Origin of the sequence: Sphingomonas sp. LH128, from assembly GCF_000293195.2 — a bacterium.
Lineage (GTDB): Bacteria > Pseudomonadota > Alphaproteobacteria > Sphingomonadales > Sphingomonadaceae > Novosphingobium > Novosphingobium resinovorum_A.
Genome location: NZ_ALVC01000338.1, coordinates 1 through 18,680 on the forward strand (window position 1 = coordinate 1; position 18,680 = coordinate 18,680).

16 protein-coding genes are annotated in these 18,680 nt (G+C 66.3%); 10 read left to right on the top strand and 6 right to left on the bottom strand.

What is annotated here, in order from left to right; genetic code table 11:
• Positions 1-303 (top strand): SDR family oxidoreductase (locus LH128_RS23655; protein WP_008832217.1); only part of this gene is annotated, 303 nt, incomplete at its 5' end.
• A gap of 177 nt (positions 304-480) precedes the next feature.
• On the opposite strand, the gene LH128_RS23660 is transcribed toward LH128_RS23655, so the two are convergent.
• From LH128_RS23660 to fdhD, 4 genes are all read right to left on the bottom strand, one after another.
• Positions 481-834: an EthD domain-containing protein gene (locus tag LH128_RS23660; protein WP_008832218.1), complete on the bottom strand. Its 354-nt coding sequence runs from the start codon at positions 832-834 to the stop codon at positions 481-483.
• 48 nt (positions 835-882) lie between these two features.
• The gene (locus tag LH128_RS23665; protein ID WP_008832219.1) at positions 883-1,593 is read right to left on the bottom strand and encodes a hypothetical protein; all 711 of its coding nucleotides are present in this window, start codon (positions 1,591-1,593) and stop codon (positions 883-885) included.
• A gap of 6 nt (positions 1,594-1,599) precedes the next feature.
• Positions 1,600-2,808 carry a toxic anion resistance protein gene (locus LH128_RS23670; protein ID WP_008832220.1) on the bottom strand — a complete coding sequence of 403 codons (1,209 nt, stop codon included), beginning with the start codon at positions 2,806-2,808 and terminating at the stop codon, positions 1,600-1,602.
• A 75-nt stretch (positions 2,809-2,883) separates the two neighbouring features.
• Positions 2,884-3,705: a formate dehydrogenase accessory sulfurtransferase FdhD gene (gene fdhD / locus LH128_RS23675; protein WP_008832221.1), complete on the bottom strand. Its 822-nt coding sequence runs from the start codon at positions 3,703-3,705 to the stop codon at positions 2,884-2,886.
• Between the two features lie 466 nt (positions 3,706-4,171).
• Between fdhD and accD the strand changes: the two genes are divergently transcribed.
• From accD to LH128_RS23720, 9 genes are all read left to right on the top strand, one after another.
• Positions 4,172-5,020: an acetyl-CoA carboxylase, carboxyltransferase subunit beta gene (accD, locus tag LH128_RS23680; protein ID WP_008832222.1), complete on the top strand. Its 849-nt coding sequence runs from the start codon at positions 4,172-4,174 to the stop codon at positions 5,018-5,020.
• On the top strand, positions 5,017-5,478 hold the full coding sequence (accB, locus tag LH128_RS23685) for an acetyl-CoA carboxylase biotin carboxyl carrier protein (protein WP_008832223.1): 462 nt from the start codon (positions 5,017-5,019) through the stop codon (positions 5,476-5,478). Before accD ends, accB begins: the two co-directional genes overlap by 4 nt.
• Before the next feature lie 13 nt (positions 5,479-5,491).
• The gene (accC, locus tag LH128_RS23690; protein WP_008832224.1) at positions 5,492-6,844 is read left to right on the top strand and encodes an acetyl-CoA carboxylase biotin carboxylase subunit; all 1,353 of its coding nucleotides are present in this window, start codon (positions 5,492-5,494) and stop codon (positions 6,842-6,844) included.
• A gap of 148 nt (positions 6,845-6,992) precedes the next feature.
• Positions 6,993-7,940, top strand: a complete 948-nt coding sequence (locus LH128_RS23695) for an acetyl-CoA carboxylase carboxyltransferase subunit alpha (RefSeq protein ID WP_008832225.1) — start codon at positions 6,993-6,995, stop codon at positions 7,938-7,940.
• Between the two features lie 345 nt (positions 7,941-8,285).
• Complete coding sequence (locus LH128_RS23700; RefSeq protein ID WP_051211569.1) at positions 8,286-10,913, top strand: DUF1592 domain-containing protein; 2,628 nt, start codon at positions 8,286-8,288, stop codon at positions 10,911-10,913.
• On the top strand, positions 10,910-12,247 hold the full coding sequence (locus LH128_RS23705) for a DUF1552 domain-containing protein (RefSeq protein WP_008832227.1): 1,338 nt from the start codon (positions 10,910-10,912) through the stop codon (positions 12,245-12,247). Before LH128_RS23700 ends, LH128_RS23705 begins: the two co-directional genes overlap by 4 nt.
• 130 nt (positions 12,248-12,377) lie before the next feature.
• Positions 12,378-13,682 (top strand): ankyrin repeat domain-containing protein, encoded by a 1,305-nt coding sequence (locus tag LH128_RS23710; protein WP_008832228.1) that lies wholly within the window; start codon positions 12,378-12,380, stop codon positions 13,680-13,682.
• Positions 13,683-13,713: 31 nt separating this feature from the next.
• Positions 13,714-14,190 carry a c-type cytochrome gene (locus LH128_RS23715; RefSeq protein ID WP_008832229.1) on the top strand — a complete coding sequence of 159 codons (477 nt, stop codon included), beginning with the start codon at positions 13,714-13,716 and terminating at the stop codon, positions 14,188-14,190.
• A gap of 8 nt (positions 14,191-14,198) precedes the next feature.
• Positions 14,199-14,885, top strand: a complete 687-nt coding sequence (locus LH128_RS23720) for a cytochrome b/b6 domain-containing protein (protein WP_008832230.1) — start codon at positions 14,199-14,201, stop codon at positions 14,883-14,885.
• A gap of 94 nt (positions 14,886-14,979) precedes the next feature.
• Here LH128_RS23720 and LH128_RS23725 read toward each other — a convergent pair whose 3' ends face one another.
• Both LH128_RS23725 and LH128_RS23730 read right to left on the bottom strand, forming a co-directional pair.
• Positions 14,980-16,098: a purine nucleoside permease gene (locus LH128_RS23725; RefSeq protein ID WP_008832231.1), complete on the bottom strand. Its 1,119-nt coding sequence runs from the start codon at positions 16,096-16,098 to the stop codon at positions 14,980-14,982.
• A gap of 67 nt (positions 16,099-16,165) precedes the next feature.
• On the bottom strand, positions 16,166-18,631 hold the full coding sequence (locus LH128_RS23730; protein ID WP_155986137.1) for a TonB-dependent siderophore receptor: 2,466 nt from the start codon (positions 18,629-18,631) through the stop codon (positions 16,166-16,168).
• Positions 18,632-18,680 lie beyond the last annotated feature (49 nt).

Sequence of the window (18,680 nt, forward strand, 5' to 3'; positions counted from 1 at the left end):
AAGCGCGCGGTGATCGGCATCGTCGAGCGCGACGCCCCCGCCTTCGGCGCGAAGGGCCTGCGCATCGCCTCGATCGCACCGGGCTTCATCGCGACCCCCATGGGCAATGCCGAGGCGGAGGCGAACGAACAGCTCCGCGCCATGATCGGCATGGTCCCGCAGCAGCGCATGGGCCAGGGCGACGAAATCGCCTCTGTCGCGGAATTCCTGTGCTCGCCCGCCGCGTCCTACGTCAGCGGCGTGGACATTCGCGTGGATGGGGGGATCATCGGCCTGCTCAATACCAGGGGCAACGCGCAGTGACGGGAGGCTGGGAGCGACATTGCCACGACCGTCGCGTACCTCAAGGACCGACAGGACGTGGAAACCGAAGGAGGAAGGGTTGCGGCGGTAGAGCCCACCCCCAGCCCCTCCCGCGAGCGGGAGGGGAGTGAGACTTGGCAGCTTGCTGCCTAGTCGCAACGGGGTGGGCCTAGCCCCTCACCCGAAATCCGTCTCCCGCTCCACGACCGTGGCGATGCGAAAGGAGGCGCGGTCGAACAGGTTTTTCTCGTCCTCGACGATATCGTCCGGCATCAGGCTGGTGGTGATGTAGGCCAGCGTCGCGCGGTAGATGGCCTCATCCGCGAACCACAGTTCGGTGATCACGTCCGGGCCATCGATGAACGCGCCGGTTTCCGGATGCGGCTGCGGATCGACGTAACGGCGGATATAGCGTGTCACCCCGCGCGAATATTTCGCGGCCAGCGGCGCATGGCGCGTCTCGTAATAGTCGCGGAATGCCTCGACCGAAATGTCCGGCCGACGCTTCATGAACAGCAGGATCTTGTGCATCCGGGTCCGATAGCACGGTCCTTGACCCGGCGCGCGCCGCCCCCGCGATCACTCCTTATCGAGGTACTTCACTTCGAGGAACCGTCCGCGCGTGGCCAGCGCATCGACGTCATTGCGGGACAAATCCTCGCTCATCGCCTCGATCTGGTCGGCGATCACGCACAGGCCGTCGACCAGCTGCTCGGACGGAGAGGTGCCGCCAGAGCCGGTCTTCCCACGTAGCTGCGCGGGGATGCGCGTGTAGCTGTTGACCATCTCAGGCAAGTGCTCGGTCAGCAGCTTGCGAACCTCGCGCGCCGCGGGACCGCGTTCGTCGAGCATCGCCAGCTGCGGGGCCAGCTGTTCGAGGCGCACGCCGATCATGTCCACCGCATCGACGGCGGCGTTCGGCAGCGCCTTGCGCTTGCCTTCCAGCCATAGCTCGGTGGAACCCGCCAGTTCCGGCAGGCTGGCGGCGTTCAAATCCTCGACATGGGTGCGCGGGGTGGCCGGGAAGATCGAGAGCACCACGAAGACCGCCACTCCCAGCAGGAACGTCAGCAGCCCGGCGGTGAACGACACCCCGCCCAGCACCAGGGCCGCGACCAGCCCGGCGATGTAGATGCCCGCCATCGCCAGGAATGCCCGGCGCAACCGGCGCATGCGAAAGCGCCACTGCTCCTTGCGTGCGTTGTAGATGCGCGCGGCCCGCTGGCGCCGCGCGGCGCGCACGATGTCCTGCGATACGCGCTGCGAGGTCTTGGCTGGAAGCTGAGCCATCGTCGGTTAGTCCAGAGCCTCCAGCAATGTCTTCGCGGCGGCATCGTCGCCCGCCGCCAGACCTTCGGACTGCCCTTGCGCGCGGGCAATGTAGGCCTTGGACTTGCTGATCTCGCCCTCCAGCGAGGTCACCGTCTGCTTCATCGAATCGAGCGCCTTCAGCTTGAAAGTGTCGATCGAATCCATCGTGTCGTAGATGTTCTGGAACGCGCGGCTCAACGTCTCCAGGGGAATCGTCGAGTTCGCCGCCTGCTCGTGGATGCGCGCGGTGTTGTCCTTGAGCATCTGGCCGGTGCCGTCGATGATATTCGCGGTCGTCGTGTTGAGCGCGGTGATCTGGTCGAGCACCAGCTTCTGGTTCGCCATCGCCTGCGCCACCGTCACCGCCGTGCGCAGCGCGCCGACCGTGGTGGTCGAAGCGCGGTCCACGCCCTTCACCAGCTCGACGTTGTTCTTCTTCACCAGATCCAGCGCCAGATAGCCCTGCACCGAGACGGCCATCTGCGTCATCAGGTCCTGCGTACGCTGGCGCACGTAGAACAGCGCCGATTCGCGCACCGCCTTCGCCTTGGCCGGGTCGGTGTGGTCGAGGTCGTTGGCCTTGTCCTCCAGCGCCTGGTCCAGCGTGCGCGCCATGTAGATCATCTGTTCGAGCTTGCCCATGGCGGCCCACAGGTTCTGGCGCTCGACGTCGATGGCGGCGTTGTCCATCAGCAGTTCGTCCTTGCCGCCCTGCAGGCGGGCGAGGATCGCGCTGATATGACCCTGCGCGCTCTGGTAGCCGTCGAAGTAGTTCTTCAGCTTGTTGCCGAAGGGGATCACCCCGAAGATCTTGCGCGGCTCCAGCAGCTTGCCCTTGCGGCTGGGGTCGAGGTCCTCGACCGTGCGGCGCAGTTCGGCAAGATCGGCACCCACGCCCGCATCCTTGTCCATCGCCCGCACCGGGCGATCGAGGAAGCGGTTGGAATGGCTGGAGGCGTCGGAAATTTCCTTGCGCCCCATGTTGGTGATCTGGTCCACCTTGCGCCCGAAATCGGGCGAGGCGGCGTCCTGCGAGACGAGGTCGTCGACGAACTCGTCCACGCGCACCTGCAGCTTGGACTTCGCCTCGTCCCCGATGGCCACGAGACCCGCCGCACGCTCAGGCGCGACGGTCGGCACCGGATCGGGGGGAGTGAGCTTGAGTTCGCCAGCAGTTTCAGTGGCCGTAGCCATGTGTAGTCCTCGTGAAAAACCCGGTTGTCCGCGAACCTATGTGCGCTCAGGCCTGTCTGCAAGGATAACCGGGGTTCAGCCTTCGACGAACCGCTTACCGGGATCGACCATGAGCATGGAATCCTCGCGCGCCACCACCGCGAGCCGCAGCCCGGCCGCCTGCGCCCGGCGTACCGCGAGGTCGGTAGGCGCCGAGATCGCCACCAGCAGCGGACACCCGGCCCGCACGGTCTTCTCGACCAGTTCGTAGGAACAGCGCGAGGTCATGACGATGAACCCCTGCGCCGGATCGATCGCGGCACGGGCGAGCGCGCCCACCAGTTTGTCCAGCGCATTGTGCCGCCCGACATCCTCGCGCAGCGCCAGCACTTCGCCCGCCTCGCTGCAAAACGCGGCGGCGTGCGTGGCGCGGGTCCGCTTGCCCAGCACCTGACCCTCGCGCATGGCGTCGAGACCGCGCCGGATCGCCTGCGGGCTCGCTTCGGAAGTCCGGGCCAGCGGCGGCAGCGGGCGCAGTGCGGCTTCCACCCCCTCGATCCCGCATATACCGCAGGAACTGTCGCCCACCCGCCGCCGCGCGCGTTCGAGGATGGGCCCAAGCCGCTCGGGCGGCAGGTTCACCCGCGCGACATAACCGCTGCCCCATTCGGCATCGTCGGTCGCATGAACGGCGACTTCCCCGACCTCGCCAGCCAGCGCCAGCCCCTCGGCCATCAGGAAGCCGGTGACGAAATCCTCCAGCGCCAGCGGAGTCGCCATCATCACCGCATAGGCAATACCGTTGGTTTCGATCGCCACGGGCGCCTCGACGGGAATGGATAAGTCGAAGGCGTCACCCGGCGCGTTGCCATAAGTGCTGCGGCGCACGGCGCTGGAGGTGGAGCCAGGAGTGTGCATGAGGAGGCATTCCCTTCGTCATCCCGGACTTGATCCGGGACCGCTGGCCGTGAACGACCCACGTGGCGGCGAGGCGCATCACACAATGTCGCTTCTAAAGACCGCCGCCGGTCCCGGATCAAGTCCGGGACGACGAAAACCCGCCCTTTCCCCTTAGGGAAAGCGTATGAATACGATTGCATAGAATGCGTGCAGTCAGCGCCGATTACTCGCGGTTTTCGTATCCAATCGAGCCCATCATATCGCCGCTCCGTTACGCCCCGGCGATGCCTGCGCCACGCAGTTGCCCACAGGCTGGGGCGAATTGGCTTGCGACCATCACGCGGATTCCTCTAATGGGCGCGCCTCGTACGGCTCCGGCGCGTTTCCCGGGTCGCCGCCGTACGCGCACGAGACGCGCCGAAACACAGGGGGGAAGAAGGCCAGTCTCGAAGGCCCTTTTTCCGCAGGATTGGTACGAAATCGAATGAGTTGGCTCGACAAAGTCCGAAATTCCATATCGAGCCTCGCCAAGCGCGATACGCCCGACGAACTCTGGATGAAGTGCGCCAGCTGCGGCGAGATGCTCTTCATCAAGGAATTTGAGGCCAATCTTTCGGTCTGCCCGAAGTGCGAGCACCATGGCCGCATCGGCGCCAAGGCCCGCTTCGATCTGCTGCTGGACACCGGCTATACCGTCCTGCCGACCCCCAAGGTTCCCGAGAACCCGCTGAATTTCCGCGATACCAAGAAGTATCCCGACCGCCTCAAGGCCGCCCGCGCCGCCAACCCCTACCCCGATGCGCTGACCAACGCCTTCGGTGCCGTCAACGGCGCCAAGGCCGTGCTGGGCGTGCAGGACTTCAAATTCATGGGCGGCTCGATGGGCATGGCCGTGGGCGAAGCCTTCGTCGCCGGTGCCGAGAAGGCGATCGCCGAGAACTGCGCCTACGTCATCGTCACCGCTGCGGGCGGCGCGCGCATGCAGGAGGGCATCCTGTCCCTCATGCAGATGCCCAAGACCACCGTGGCCACCCGCCGCCTTGCCGCAGCGGGCCTGCCCTATATCGTCGTCCTGACCGATCCCACCACCGGCGGCGTCACCGCCAGCTACGCCATGCTCGGCGATGTGCAGATCGCCGAACCCGGCGCGCTCATCGGCTTTGCCGGCCAGCGCGTGATCCAGGACACGATCCGAGAAAAACTCCCCGACGGCTTCCAGCGCGCCGAGTACCTCCATGCCCACGGCATGGTCGACATGGTGGTCCACCGCAAGGACCTGAAAGACACACTGGCAACGCTGCTCGGTTATCTTGCACGAAAGGAAGTCGCGTGAATATCGATAGCGCCCTGGTACGCGAGCTCGCAGAGCTGCTGGCCGACACCGGCCTGACCGAGATCGAGGTCGAGGACGGCGATCGCAAGATCCGCGTCTCGCGCCAGATGGTCCAGCAGATGGCCGCCAGCCTGCCGCCGATGGGCTATGCGCCCGCGCCCGTCGCTGCTGCTGCTCCGGTTGCCGCCGCCGCAGAGGCCGCGCCCGTCGCTGCCGCCGCGCCGGTCGATGCCGTGAAGTCGCCGATGGTCGGCACCGTCTACCTCGCCGCAGAGCCGGGCGCGCCCGACTTCATCTCGGTCGGCAAGACCGTGAAGCAGGGCGACGTGCTCCTCATCGTCGAGGCCATGAAGGTCATGAACCAGATCGTCGCGCCCAAGGCGGGCACCGTCACCGCGATCCTCGTCGACAACCAGCAGCCGGTCGAATACGACCAGCCGCTCGTCGTGATCGGCTGAGAGCGGGACTGACATGGCCATCAAGCGCCTCCTGATTGCCAATCGCGGCGAAATCGCGCTGCGCATCCACCGTGCCGCGCACGAGATGGGCATCGAGACCGTCGCGGTCCACTCGACCGCCGACGCCGACGCGATGCACGTGCGCCTGGCAGACCACGCGGTCTGCATCGGTCCGCCCGCCGCCAAGGACAGCTACCTCAACGTCGCGGCCATTATCTCGGCCGCCGAGATCACGCAGGCCGACGCGGTGCATCCCGGCTACGGCTTCCTCTCCGAGAACGCCCGCTTCGCCGAGATCGTCGAGGCGCACGGCCTGAAGTGGGTCGGCCCCAAGCCCGAGCACATCCGCACCATGGGCGACAAGGTCGAGGCCAAGCGCACCGCCGGTGCCCTCGGCCTGCCGCTGGTCCCCGGTTCGGACGGCGCGATCGAGGACTTCGACGAGGCGCGCGCGCTGGCCGAGACGATCGGCTACCCGGTCATCATCAAGGCCGCTTCGGGCGGCGGTGGTCGCGGCATGAAGGTCGTGAACTCGGCCGACGAGCTTGAGAGCCAGATGGGCCAGGCCCGTTCGGAGGCCAAGGCGGCCTTCGGCGACGCCACGGTCTACATGGAAAAGTACCTCGGCAACCCCCGCCATATCGAATTCCAGGTGTTCGGCGACGGCAACGGCGAAGCGGTGCACCTCGGCGAGCGCGACTGCTCGCTGCAGCGCCGCCACCAGAAGGTGCTCGAAGAGGCCCCCTCGCCCGTCATCACGCCGGAAGAGCGCGACCGCATGGGCGGCATCGTCTCGAAGGCGATGGCCGACATGGCCTATCGCGGCGCGGGTACGATCGAGTTCCTCTGGGAAAACGGCGAGTTCTACTTCATCGAGATGAACACCCGCCTGCAGGTGGAGCATCCGGTGACCGAGGCCATCACCGGCGTCGATCTGGTGCGCGAACAGATCCGCATCGCCGACGGCCAGCCGCTGTCGTTCAAGCAACACGAGATCGAGTTCAAGGGCCACGCCATCGAGTGCCGCATCAACGCGGAAGACCCGTGGAACTTCACACCCTCGCCGGGTCAGGTCACGGGCTACCACGCGGCAGGCGGCATGAACGTGCGCGTCGATTCCGGGCTCTACGCCGGCTATCGCATCCCGCCGTACTACGATTCGATGATCGGCAAGCTGATCGTCTCCGGCCGCAGCCGCAACGGCGCGATCATGCGCCTGAAGCGTGCGCTGGGCGAGATGGTGATCGACGGTGTGAAGACCTCGATCCCGCTGCATCAGGCACTGCTGGAGGACCCCGAGTTCAACTCAGGCGACTACACGATCAAGTGGCTGGAAGACTGGCTGGCGAAACGCGCCGCCGACTGAACCCTTCGCTCGTCATTGCGAGCGAAGCGAAGCAATCCAGGGCAGCTTAGGCGGCTCTGGATTGCCGCGGGGCTATCGCCCCTCGCAATGACGAATGTAGGGTAATGGCCGGCTTCAAGACCAAGCCGAGCGTATTTGAGAGACTGACATGATTTCGTTCCTCGATTTTGAAAAGCCGATCGCCGAGCTGGAAGCGCGCATCGCCGAACTGCGCGCCACCGCCGACGGCAGCGACCTCGACATCGAGAGCGAGATCGACAAGCTCGCCAAGAAAAGCTCCGGCATGCTGGAGGCGACCTACGCCAAGCTAACCCCCTGGCAGAAGACGCAGGTGGCGCGCCACCCGCAGCGCCCGCACTTCGTCGATTACCTGCGCCTGATCTTCACCGATTTCGTCGCGCTGGGCGGTGACCGCCTCTACGGTGAAGACGCCGCGATCATCGGCGGCCTCGCAACGCTGGACGGCCGCAAGGTCATGGTCATCGGCCACGAAAAAGGCCACGACACCACCACCCGCATCAAGCACAACTTCGGCATGGCCAAGCCCGAAGGCTACCGCAAGGCGATCCGCCTGATGGAGATGGCCAGCAAGTTCGGCCTGCCGGTCGTCACGCTGGTCGATACCGCAGGTGCCTTCCCCGGCGTCGAGGCCGAGGAACGCGGCCAGGCCGAAGCCATCGCCCGCTCGACCGAGGCTTGCCTTGCCCTCGGCGTGCCGATGGTGGCGGTGATCGTGGGCGAAGGCGGCTCGGGCGGCGCGGTGGCGATTGCCGCCGCCAACACCGTGCTGATGCTGGAGCACTCGGTCTACTCGGTGATCTCGCCCGAGGGTGCGTCCTCGATCCTGTGGCGCACGCCCGACAAGGCCGCCGACGCGGCCACCGCGATGAAGGTGACGGCGCAGGACCTGCTGGGTCTCAAGGTCATCGACGGCATTGTCTCCGAACCCACCGGCGGCGCGCACCGCGACCCCGCCGCCACGGCACGCGCGCTGGCAGATGCCGTGGGCCGCGAACTCGATGCGCTGAGCCGCCGTTCGAGCGCTGAGCTGGTCCGCCAGCGCGAAGACCGCTTCCTGGCGATCGGCTCGCTTTAAGCGCGTCGTCGTCCCGGACTTGATCCGGGACCGCTGGCCGTGAACGGCACGGCTGTCGGCTTGGGCTGCGGGGGCTTCGACAAGCTCAGCCTAACCCTTCGACAAGCTCAGGGTGAGCGGAGGTAGCGCAGTATCTCAATCCCGCTCAGGCTGAGCTTGTCGAAGCCCCCCGCGTGTCCCCGAACGCCCCCGCTCCAATTTCTCGCACGCCATGTCCGATTAATGCTGTTGGACCGCAACACCCCCAACCGATAACCCGTCCGCCCAACAGGACCCGTTTCGGCGGGACAGGGCGTGCCGGAAACCCGCGAAAACGCGGGCCCGGCCATGGGGTCGGAAACATCGATGAGCCTCTTCGGGCGACAAAACCTCGGCAGGACGACGCTCGCGCTCAGCGCACTCGTCACCGCCGCCACCGTCTACGCCGCAACTCAGGACGCCGCGCCAGACCAGACACCCGGCTTCGCCGCGATGACCCCGCAGCAGGCCGCGAACTTCGTCGAGCCGATGCTGGGCGAATACTGCTCACGCTGCCACAACGACATCGACAACATCGCCGACCTCTCGGTGGAAGACCTGCGCGCCGACGACATCCGCACCGGCAAACACGCCGACGAATGGGAGAAAATCCTGCGCCGCGTCGCCGCCGGAGAAATGCCGCCCCACGGCAAGACGCAGCCCTCGGCGCAGATGCGCGCCGCCTTCGTGAACTGGCTCGACACCTCTCGCGCGGGCTACCTCGCCGCCAATCCCGATCCCGGCCGCCCGGCGCTGCGCCGCCTCAACCGCATGGAATACGCCAATGCGGTGCGCGACCTGCTTGCGCTCGACGTCGATTTCAGCCGCGAACTGCCTGCCGACAACTCCGGCTTCGGCTTCGACAACATCGCCGATGTGCTCTCCGTCTCGCCCACGCTGATGGAACGCTACGTCGCGGTGGCAGGCAAGGTCGGCCGCATGGCCACCGGCCTCACCTCAAGACGCGAGGTGGTGACGACGTGGCAAGTGCCCAAGGACGGGTCGGTCCAGAACTCGGGCGTTCCGGCGTATAACGAGCGGGCGGACGCGATGCTGCCGCTGGCCTCGCGCGGCGGCTATGCCCAGCGCTACTATGCCCGTTACGACGGCCAGTACGACGTTTCGGCATGGCTCAATGCCAACACCAACAACGAAACCGATCGTCTGGCCGAGGACAAAGTCACCGCCCGCGTGCCGATGAAGGCGGGCTCGCACCTCGTGGCGCTGTCCTTCCGCCGCACCATCGCCCCGTCCGAGGCGGTGCAGGTGCTGCGCAACGATACGGACAAGGTGCCACTGCCCCTCGACAAGCCGAAGATGCTCCCCCTCGACGTGTGGGTGGACGGCAAGCTGGCCAAGACGCTGAGCGTGCCTAGCTACCGCATGCACCAGCGGTACTCGCAGCGGAACTTCCCGCGCGACGTGCTGCAGGTCGATGTCGCCGGGCCGTTCGATGCGGCAGGCGTGCCGGACACCGCCAGCCGCCGCGCCGTGTTCCTCTGCCGCCCGAAAAAGGCCAGCGAGGAAGATGCCTGCGCGACGAAGATCATCACCACCCTCGCCCGCCGCGCCTGGCGCCGCCCGGTCGCCGGCTTCGACGTCGCTCCTCTGCTGCGCATCTACGCCGAGGAGCGCAAGGCATCGGACTTCGAGCACGGCATCGAGGCGGCGCTGGAAGCCGTGCTGGTCTCGCCTGAATTCCTCTTCGTGGTGGAGCGCGATCCGCAAGGCGCGATGCCCGGGAGCGTCAACCGCGTCTCCGACCTCGAACTGGCGACGCGCCTGTCGCTGTTCCTGTGGAGTTCGATCCCCGACGACCGCCTGCTGACTCTCGCCGAGCAGGGCAAACTGGGCCAACCCACCGTACTGAACGCCGAGATCGCCCGCATGCTCGCCGATCCGCGCGCGAAGGCGCTGACGACGAACTTCGCCGGGCAATGGCTCTACTTGCGCAACCTCGACCAGCAGCGCCCCGACACCGAGGTGTTCCCGAAGTTCGACGTGCGCCTCAAGTCGGCGATGGCGACCGAGACGGAGATGTTCTTCGCCGACGTGCTGCGCGGCGACCGCCCGGTGCTGGACTTCATCAGCGCCGACTACACCTTCCTCAACCAACGCCTTGCCGAGCACTATGGTATCCCCGGCGTCTCCGGCCCCGCGTTCCGCCGCGTGGCGCTGCGTCCCGAATGGCATCGTGGCGGGTTGCTGGGGCAGGCCAGCGTGCTGACCGTTACCTCCTACGGAAACCACACCAGCGTGGTGAAACGCGGCAAGTGGATCCTGGAGAACATGCTCGCCGCCGCGCCGCCCCCGCCGCCGCCCGACGTGCCCGCGCTCAAGACCAGCCACGACGGCCGCCTGCTCACCGCGCGCCAGCAACTCGAACTGCACCGCGCCAACCCGACTTGCGCCGTTTGCCACGTGAAGATGGATCCGATGGGCTTCTCCCTCGAGAATTTCGATGCGGTCGGCCAGTGGCGGACGGTGGATGCGGGCCAGCCGATCGACACGATCGCGACGATGCCCGACGGGTTCAAATTCGACGGTCTCACCGGGCTCCAGCAGGTTCTCATGGACCGCAAGGACGAGTTCACCCGCGCCTTCACCGAACGGCTGATGACCTATGCGGTGGCGCGCGGGCTTTCGGCCAACGACATGCCCACGGTGCGCGCGATCGCCTCTGCGGCGGCGGCGGACCAGTACCGCATCCAGACCATCGTGCGCGGGATCGCGCAAAGCCCCGCCTTCACCCTGCGCCGCGTGCCGCAGCCGTTCAAGGCGGCCTATGGCCAGACCCCGCGCCTGCCCCTTCGACAAGCTCAGGGTGAGCGGGGTTGGGGCTATGTCTCTGGCAAAAGCGCTCTCAATTCCGCTCAGGCTGAGCTTGTCGAAGCCCCGTCGGCAAGGCCCGCCGCCCTGTCTCTGATCGCCATTCCCCGGAAGGCCCTGAAATGAGAGTGATCCGCCCCGCCCTCTCGCGCCGCACCTTGCTGCGCGGTGCCGGTGCCGCCATGGCGCTGCCCTTCCTCGAAGCCATGATGCCGAGCGCCAGGGCCGCCGACTTGTCCTCGCGGCCCAAGCGGCTTCAGGTATTCTACTCACCCAACGGCATGACGATGCCGGACTTCCTGCCCACCGCGACCGGCGCGGATTATGTCCTGCCCTCCTCGCTCCAGCCCCTCGCGCCTCACCGCGAGCAGATCGCCGTCATCAGTGGCCTCGGCCATCCGCAGGCCGCTGCCATGGGCGACCGACCGGCAGGCCACGGACGCTCGTGCCCCGCCTTCCTCACCGGCGCACACGCCAAGCAGACCGAAGGGCCGGACATCCGCGCGGGCGTGTCGATGGATCAGGTCTTCGCGCAGCACCTGGGTGACGCCACCCCGCTCGCCTCGCTGGAGCTGGGGATCGACACCGCCAGCCTGCTCGGATCGTGCGACATCAACTATTCGTGCGCCTATACCAACGGCATCTCGTGGCTCACCCCCACGGTGCCGCTGCCGGTCGAGGCGAACCCGCGCGCCGTGTTCGAGCGGCTGTTCGGCGATGGCGACACCGATGAAGCGGGCCGCCTCGCCCAGTTGCGGCGCCAGTCCTCGATCCTCGACTTCGTGATGGACGACACCCGCCGCCTCTCGGGCCAGCTGGGCATGGAGGACAAGCGCAAGCTCGACGAATACCTCGACGCCACCCGCGCCATCGAGAAGCGCATCCAGCGCAGCGCCGCTTCGCCCGCCACCACGCAGGCGGCGAACCTTCAGCAACCCGCGGGTATCCCCGACGACTTCGCCGAGCACGTCAGGCTGATGATCGACCTGCAGGTGCTCGCCATGCAGGCCGACATCACCCGCGTCGGCACGTTCATGATCGGGCGCGAGCTGTCGAACCGCACGTATCCGGAGATCGGCGTGCCGGATTCGCACCACATGCTCAGCCACCACGGCAACAACCCGGACAAGATGGCGCAGTTGGCGAAGATCAACCGCTATCACATGGAATTCTTCGCCTATTACCTCCAGAAGATGAAGGACACGCGCGATGGCGAGGCCTCGCTGCTGGACCGCACGCTGGTGATCCGGGGCTCGGCCTTCGGCGATTCCAACGAGCACGACTACATGGACCTGCCGGTGATCGTCGCGGGCGGGCTGGTGAAGGGCGGGCGCCACAGCCGGGTCGAGAAGGGCACCACCATGTCCAACCTGATGCTGGCGGGCCTGCAGACGCTGGGCGTGCCCACCGCGAAGTTCGGCGACAGTACCGGCCCCTTGCGGGAGTTGGCCGATGCGTGAGCCTCCTCGTCGTCCCGAACTTGCTCCGGGACCGCCGGCCGTGAACGGCCCACGCCGCGGCAAGGCACATCGCGCGACGCCGCGCCTAAAGACCGCCACCGGTCCCGGAGCAAGTCCGGGACGACGAGCTTTGACCGCACTGGCTTGCCTTATCGCCACGCCCGCGCAGGCCGACACACTGGCCGATGCCCTTGCCACTGCCGATCCGATCACCGTCGAGGGCGCGCTGAAGGCGGGTGCGGATGCGAACGCGCCGTTGCTCTATGGCGAAAGCCCGCTTGCCCGCGCCATCGAGACGCAGGATCCCGCGCTCGTCGCCGCCCTGCTGAAGCATGGCGCGAAGCCGAATGTCATCGATGCCGAAGGCCTCACTCCCCTCTCCCTCGCCTGTGAGCGCGGCAGTACGGCCATCGTCGTGCAACTGCTCGACGCTCGCGCCGATGTACGCAAGCCCGGGCCTGACGGCGTCACCCCGCTCGCGGTCTGCGCGCGCTACTCGGGCGCAGAGACCGTCACGCAGATGCTGGCGAAGGGCGCGAAGGCCGACAGCCTCGATGCGCGCGGACAGACGCCGCTGATGTGGGCCGCCTCCGCCGGGAACCTCGGCGCGATCGCCGCGCTTCTCAAGGCGGGAGCGAAGGTGAACCGGGCCACCGGGGAAGGCTTCACTCCGTTGTTCTTCGCCATCACCAGCGGCTCGGGCGAGGCGACCCGCGCCCTGCTCGATGCCGGAGCCGATACAACCCATCGCGGGCCGGAGAACACCAGCGCCCTGCAACTGGCGCTCTACCAGAAGAACTGGCGGGCCGCCGAAATGCTGGCGCCCATGGCCGCCGACCTCACCGAGCGCGACCGCAACGGCGAACAGCCGCTCCACGTCGCAGCGAAGGGCGGCGACACGGCGCTGATCGACCTGCTGCTGGCGAAAGGCGCGGATGTGAACGGCCTCACCGGCCCTTCGCGGATCACGTGGGTGACGGAGGCGAACTTCGGCATGCCGCCCGCCCCCGTACCGCCCACACCGCCCCTGCTGCTGGCCGCGCAGGCCGGGCAGATAGATGCTATGAAGTGTCTTGTCGCAGGCGGAGCGAACCGCACTTTCGTCGCCGAGAACGGCGTCAACATCGCCCTCGCCGCCGCTTCGGGCCACAGCGCGGCGGCGCTGGAGGAGGCGCTGGCATTGGCCCCCAATGCCAATGTCGCCGACGCGAAAGGCACCACGCCGCTGCATCTGGTAATCGGTGGCGGCATGCACGACCAACTCGGCGCGATGCTCAAGGTGCTGGCCGCGCACGGCGCGAAACCTACCCTCGCCAATGCGCGCGGCACAACGCCCGCGCAGATGGCCGAAGGCGGACTTGCGACGGTAAAAGCGGTCTACGATCAAGTCTTTGGCCAAACGGCCGCGCCTGTGTTAGCCACCAATCGTCCTTGAATCCCAACAAACCGATCAGGATCGAAAAACCATGACGCTTTCCAACAAGCTCTCGCTTGCCGTACTCGGCGTGTCCGCCGCCGTTCTGACGGTGAGCGCGACCGTCGCCATCGCCGCCTCGCCCGCCGAGACCGCCATCGCCACCCGCCACGCCAACTTCAAGAAGATGGGTGGCGCCATGAAGGTCCTCAAGGACCAGCTCGCCAGCGGCTCGATCGACAAGGTCCAGGCCGTCGCCGCCGCCAAGACGCTGGCTGCCACCGGCCGCGCGCAGGCTGGCCTGTTCCCTAACGGCTCGGGCCCGTCTTCCGGGGTGAAGACCGAAGCCCTGCCCGCGATCTGGACCAACCGCGCCGCCTTCGACGGCGCCATGAAGACCTATATCGCCCAAGCCGACAAGCTGGTCGCCGTCGCGGGCACCGGCAATGCCGCGGCCATCGGCGCGCAGTTCAAGGCCGTCGGCGGCGCCTGCGGCTCGTGCCACAAGCAGTTCCGCGCCGACGACTGAGGATACGCATGACCCGCTCCACTACCCCCGTCTGGGACCCGACCATCCGCCTGTTCCACTGGCTGCTGGTCGCGCTCATCGCCTTTTCGTGGTGGAGCGGGGAACAGCATGACCTCGAACGCCATCGCCTGTCGGGCTATGGCATCCTCGCGCTGCTGGTGTTCCGCGTCTACTGGGGATTCTTCGGCCCCCGTACCGCGCGGTTCTCCAGCTTCGTACGCGGGCCGGGTGCGGTCGCGGCCTATTTCAAGGGCCTTGGCCACCGGACCGCGAGCCATGCCGACGGGCACAATCCGCTTGGCGGGTGGAGCGTGGTCGCCATGCTGCTGGCCGTCGGCGCGATGGTGACGGCGGGGCTGTTCGCCAGCGACATCGACATGCTCTACGACGGGCCGCTGGCGACTTACGTGTCGTTCGACCAGTCCTCGGCCGCGTCGGACCTGCATTCGACGATCTTCAACGTGATCCTTGCGCTGGTGGTGCTTCACGTGGTGGCGGTGGTGTTCTACCTTGCGTGGAAGCGCCAGAACCTCGTGCGGCCGATGGTGACCGGCAAGCGCCCGGTTGCTGCGGGAGAAGACGTGACGGACCTGCGCTGGTCGCCGGTCAAGGCGCTGATCGGCATCGTCATCGCCGTGGCCTTCGCATGGGTAGTCTCGACCGGCTTCCAGTTCGGCAACGCGCCCGCTTACTGAGCCCTCTCTTGCGTCATTGCGAGCGTAGCGAAGCAATCTAGGGCCGCTTAAACCGCCCTGGATTGCTTCGCTACGCTCGCAATGACGATCTGAATCAGGGCGTCGCGTCCTTGTAGCGGTCCCAGTTGCCGAGCAGTTCGTCGACCACCTTCGAGCCCACGGTGTAGAGGTTCTCCACCGCCGCCTCGAGCCCGGCATAGCCCTCGTTCTCGCGCAGCAGGTAGGTCGCCGCATCGACGCCCGGCGGCGGCATCGTGAAGTTGGAACCGGCGCGCACCACCAGCACGCGGTCACGGTCGGCGCGGCCCACGGCGTCGAGGTAAGTCATAGCCTGCATGACGCCGGTGTCCTCCATCGCCGAAGTTACGAACTCGCCCTGCCCGCCGCTCCAGTAGCGAACCCAGTCGTTGGCCCAGTCGGTCAGCTTCTCACCGTGCCAGAAGGTCATGGCGGAGAGCGTATCGCCCTCAAGGACGAAGGGCGCTTCCTGCGCGTGCGGGTAATCGACGAACTTCGCGCGCTCCACGGCGATCGCCGGAGAGTCGGGAAGCTCGATGTTCTTCGTCAGCTCATAAGCCCACTTCTCGAGGCTGGGATTGACCTGGAACATCTCGCCGCCCGAGGGATCGGGCTTCGTGGTCTTGTCGTTCGGCCCCTTGGTGTGACGGGCAAAGTAGCCGGTCTTCCAGTCGGCCGGGATTTCGCGCGCATCGATCTCGTGCGCGAGGTCGCCATCGACGACGTAGCGCGCCCAGGCGACCGAGCCGATCGAAGCATCCTCGGGGTCGATGCCCGCGATGCCGGCGACGAGCCAGTAGGCCTGGCTCAGATCGAAACGCGGATCGAGGCCGAGAGCCATCGTCGCCGCCGTCGAGCGCGCGGTGCCGATCCCGGTCACCATGCCGAGCACCTGCGTCTCGGGATTGTAGTAGAGGTCGTGGAACGACTGCGGGAAGGGAATACGCTGGGTCAGGCCGCGGCGCGCCTTCCACAGCTGGAACTCGCCCGCGACGTCGCCCTCGTCTTTGCCGATCTCGAAGAGCGAGACGATCACCACCTTGACCGGCAGCGGATGGTCGCAAGGCGCGCCGGGATCGCAGTCGGCGACGGCGGAAGTCGTGGGGGGCGATGCCGTGGCATCGGCGGCGAACGCCGGGGTGGCCGCAGCGAGCACGGCGCCCGCCATGAGAGTCGCGAGCGTCTGGGAGCGCATGGGTAACCTTTCGATTCAAACCGCAAGAAGGGAGCGCCGGCGATCGCCGACGCTCCCTCTCGGGGGATCAGAACTTGTACGTCAACGAGGCCTGGAAGCTGCGCGGCAGCTCCGGCAGGACGATCGTGGAGCCGAACAGTTCGGTAAAGTTGGCACGGAAGTACTTCTTGTCGGTGACGTTCTTCACGACCAGACGGGCGAGCCACGGGCCGGTCTCGTACGAGATGGCCGCGTCGATCTTGGTGTAAGCGGGCAGCTTCACCGCCTGCGACTGGCCCGAGTACACCGAGTCCACCTTCACCCCGCTGGCGCTCAGCGCCAGGCCGTTGTCGAAGGCATACGTCGCTGTCAGCGAGTAGAGGTTGGTCGGGATACCGGCACGGCGCGAGTCGCTCTTGCTGGTGATCGGCACGAGGCCGATCGGCTGGCCGCCGAGGTAGAGCGACGGATCGCTGACGTTGACCAGATCCTCGATGCCGAAGAAGCTGAACAGCGTGCCATTGGTCAGCGCGGTCAGGTTGTAGACCTTGGTGCGCGTGTAGCCACCGGTGATCAGCAGGTGCTTGTCCACCGACCAGCGGAACTCGGCTTCCAGGCCCTTGGTCTCGACCGACTGGTTCACCGTGACCGACTGGATGTTGTAGTCGGTGCGCTTCTGCTTGTAGATCGACACCGCCGCATAGAGGCGATCATCGAGCCAGCTTCCCTTCAGGCCGCCTTCGTAGAGCTTGGAGGCCGAGACAAAGGTCTGTCCGGCGATGTCGCCCGGATAGAGTTCAGCACCCTGCCCGGCGATCACGGTCGATTGGCGCGCGATCGTGGCATAGGGGATCAGGCCGTAGGGCAGCTTGTAGTTGGCGCTGGCCGACCACGACCATGCGCCCTTGTTACCGCTGGCGCTGTCGGGAATGCCGTCCGCCCGATTGGATGCGACCTGCGCCGCTTCCATCTTGCCGATGTTGTAGGCCGACTTCGCCTTGAGGTAGTCGTAACGGGCACCCACCGTCACATCGAGACCGAAACTGAAGTCGAAGTCCGCCAGCGCGGCGATTGAGTAATCGGTGTAGTGGCCGGTGACATAGTTGGTGTAATCGCAGTCGCACTCGGTCGAGAGCAGGCGATCCGACGCCGGGGTGTAGCCGACGGTCAGGTCGACGCGATGGAAGTATTCGTAGTTGAAATCGTCACCGTGCTTGAAATTGGTGTAGCGGATCGACGGCGATACCTGGAATGCGAACTTGCCGATATCGTTCTCGAACTTGTCCGAGATGACGACCTTGTTCTCGATCGCATAGGAATCGTGGAACTGCGAGAAGCCGTAGGAATTCTCGTTGATGTTGTCGTACGAGTCGAAGAAGAACTGGTTCTTGATCTCGAGATCGCCGGCACCTTTCCAGATCAGGTCGGCGTAAAGCGTACTGCCCTTGTTATCGAGGCGATCGTTCTTGCCGGTCAGCGTCTTGCGGCGGCTGAGCTTGGCGGTGCCCACGTTGGTCAGGTTGAGCGCGCTGTTCGGCGAGCTAGTAAAGCATGCGTCCGTGATCGACGATGCAAACACCCCGCCACCGCAGGCGAAGCCGCCGAAGATCGACATGCCGCCGGGAACCGCCGCGTTGATCTCGCCCTGCGAAATCTGGCCGTCGCCATTGGTGTCGAGCGGCTTTGCCGAGCCGGTAATGTACGTGCCGTTGTCGACGAGGTCCTGCGTCAGGCGGTTCCAGCCGCCGTTCTGCTGGCCCTTGTAGTTCTGGTACATGCCGCCGAATTCGAGGCGCAGGTTGGGCGTCAGGTCGGTGTCGAACGAACCCTGCAGGATCGTCTGACGGGTCGACATGTTGTCGTAGTAGCTGCCCGAATCCTCGACTTCCGCGAACAGGCTGTAGCCGAATTCCTGCGTGCCGATCTTGCCGGGGCCGCGCATTTCGGCCTTGATATCGGCCTTGCGCCAGCTGCCGCCGGTCATGGTGACCTCACCCTCGGGGCTGGCGAGGTAGGAACCGCCCTGCACGCGCGCCGACTTCGGCACGAAGTTCATGTAGCCGCCGGTCTTCGACGGACCATAGATCGGCGAGGCCGGGCCGCGCACGATGTCGATGCGCTCGGAGGCGCCGATCGGGGTCGGGTAGTTGCCGGGGTTGTCGAGGCGGCGCATGCCGCGGAAGTAGATTTCGCCCGGAGTACCGCGAATGTCGAGCGCGCCGCCGACGCCGAAGAACGAGTTTGTGAACGTGCCCGGCGACTGCGCGACGAGGTCGTAGATGTCGGTAATGCCGAAGCGTTCCATCTGCTCGGCGCTGATGGTGGAGACCGAACGCGGCGTCTCGGTCACGGTCTTGTCGAAGCCGAAGACGGTGCCGACACCCTCGATCGGCAGAGCGCCGAGCGAACCGGTGACGACGATGTCCTTGCCGTCCTCGGTCGTTTCATCGGCGGCCGCCTGAGCCAAAGCCGGTGTCGTCAGTGCAGTGCAACAAAGCAGCGCGCCCGCGGCCAATACCGTCTTGCGCGCAGTGAAACGGATCATATCCCTCATGGTATGCCCCCTTGATACGGCGGGAACGGTCCTTGCCGCCCGCCGCGTG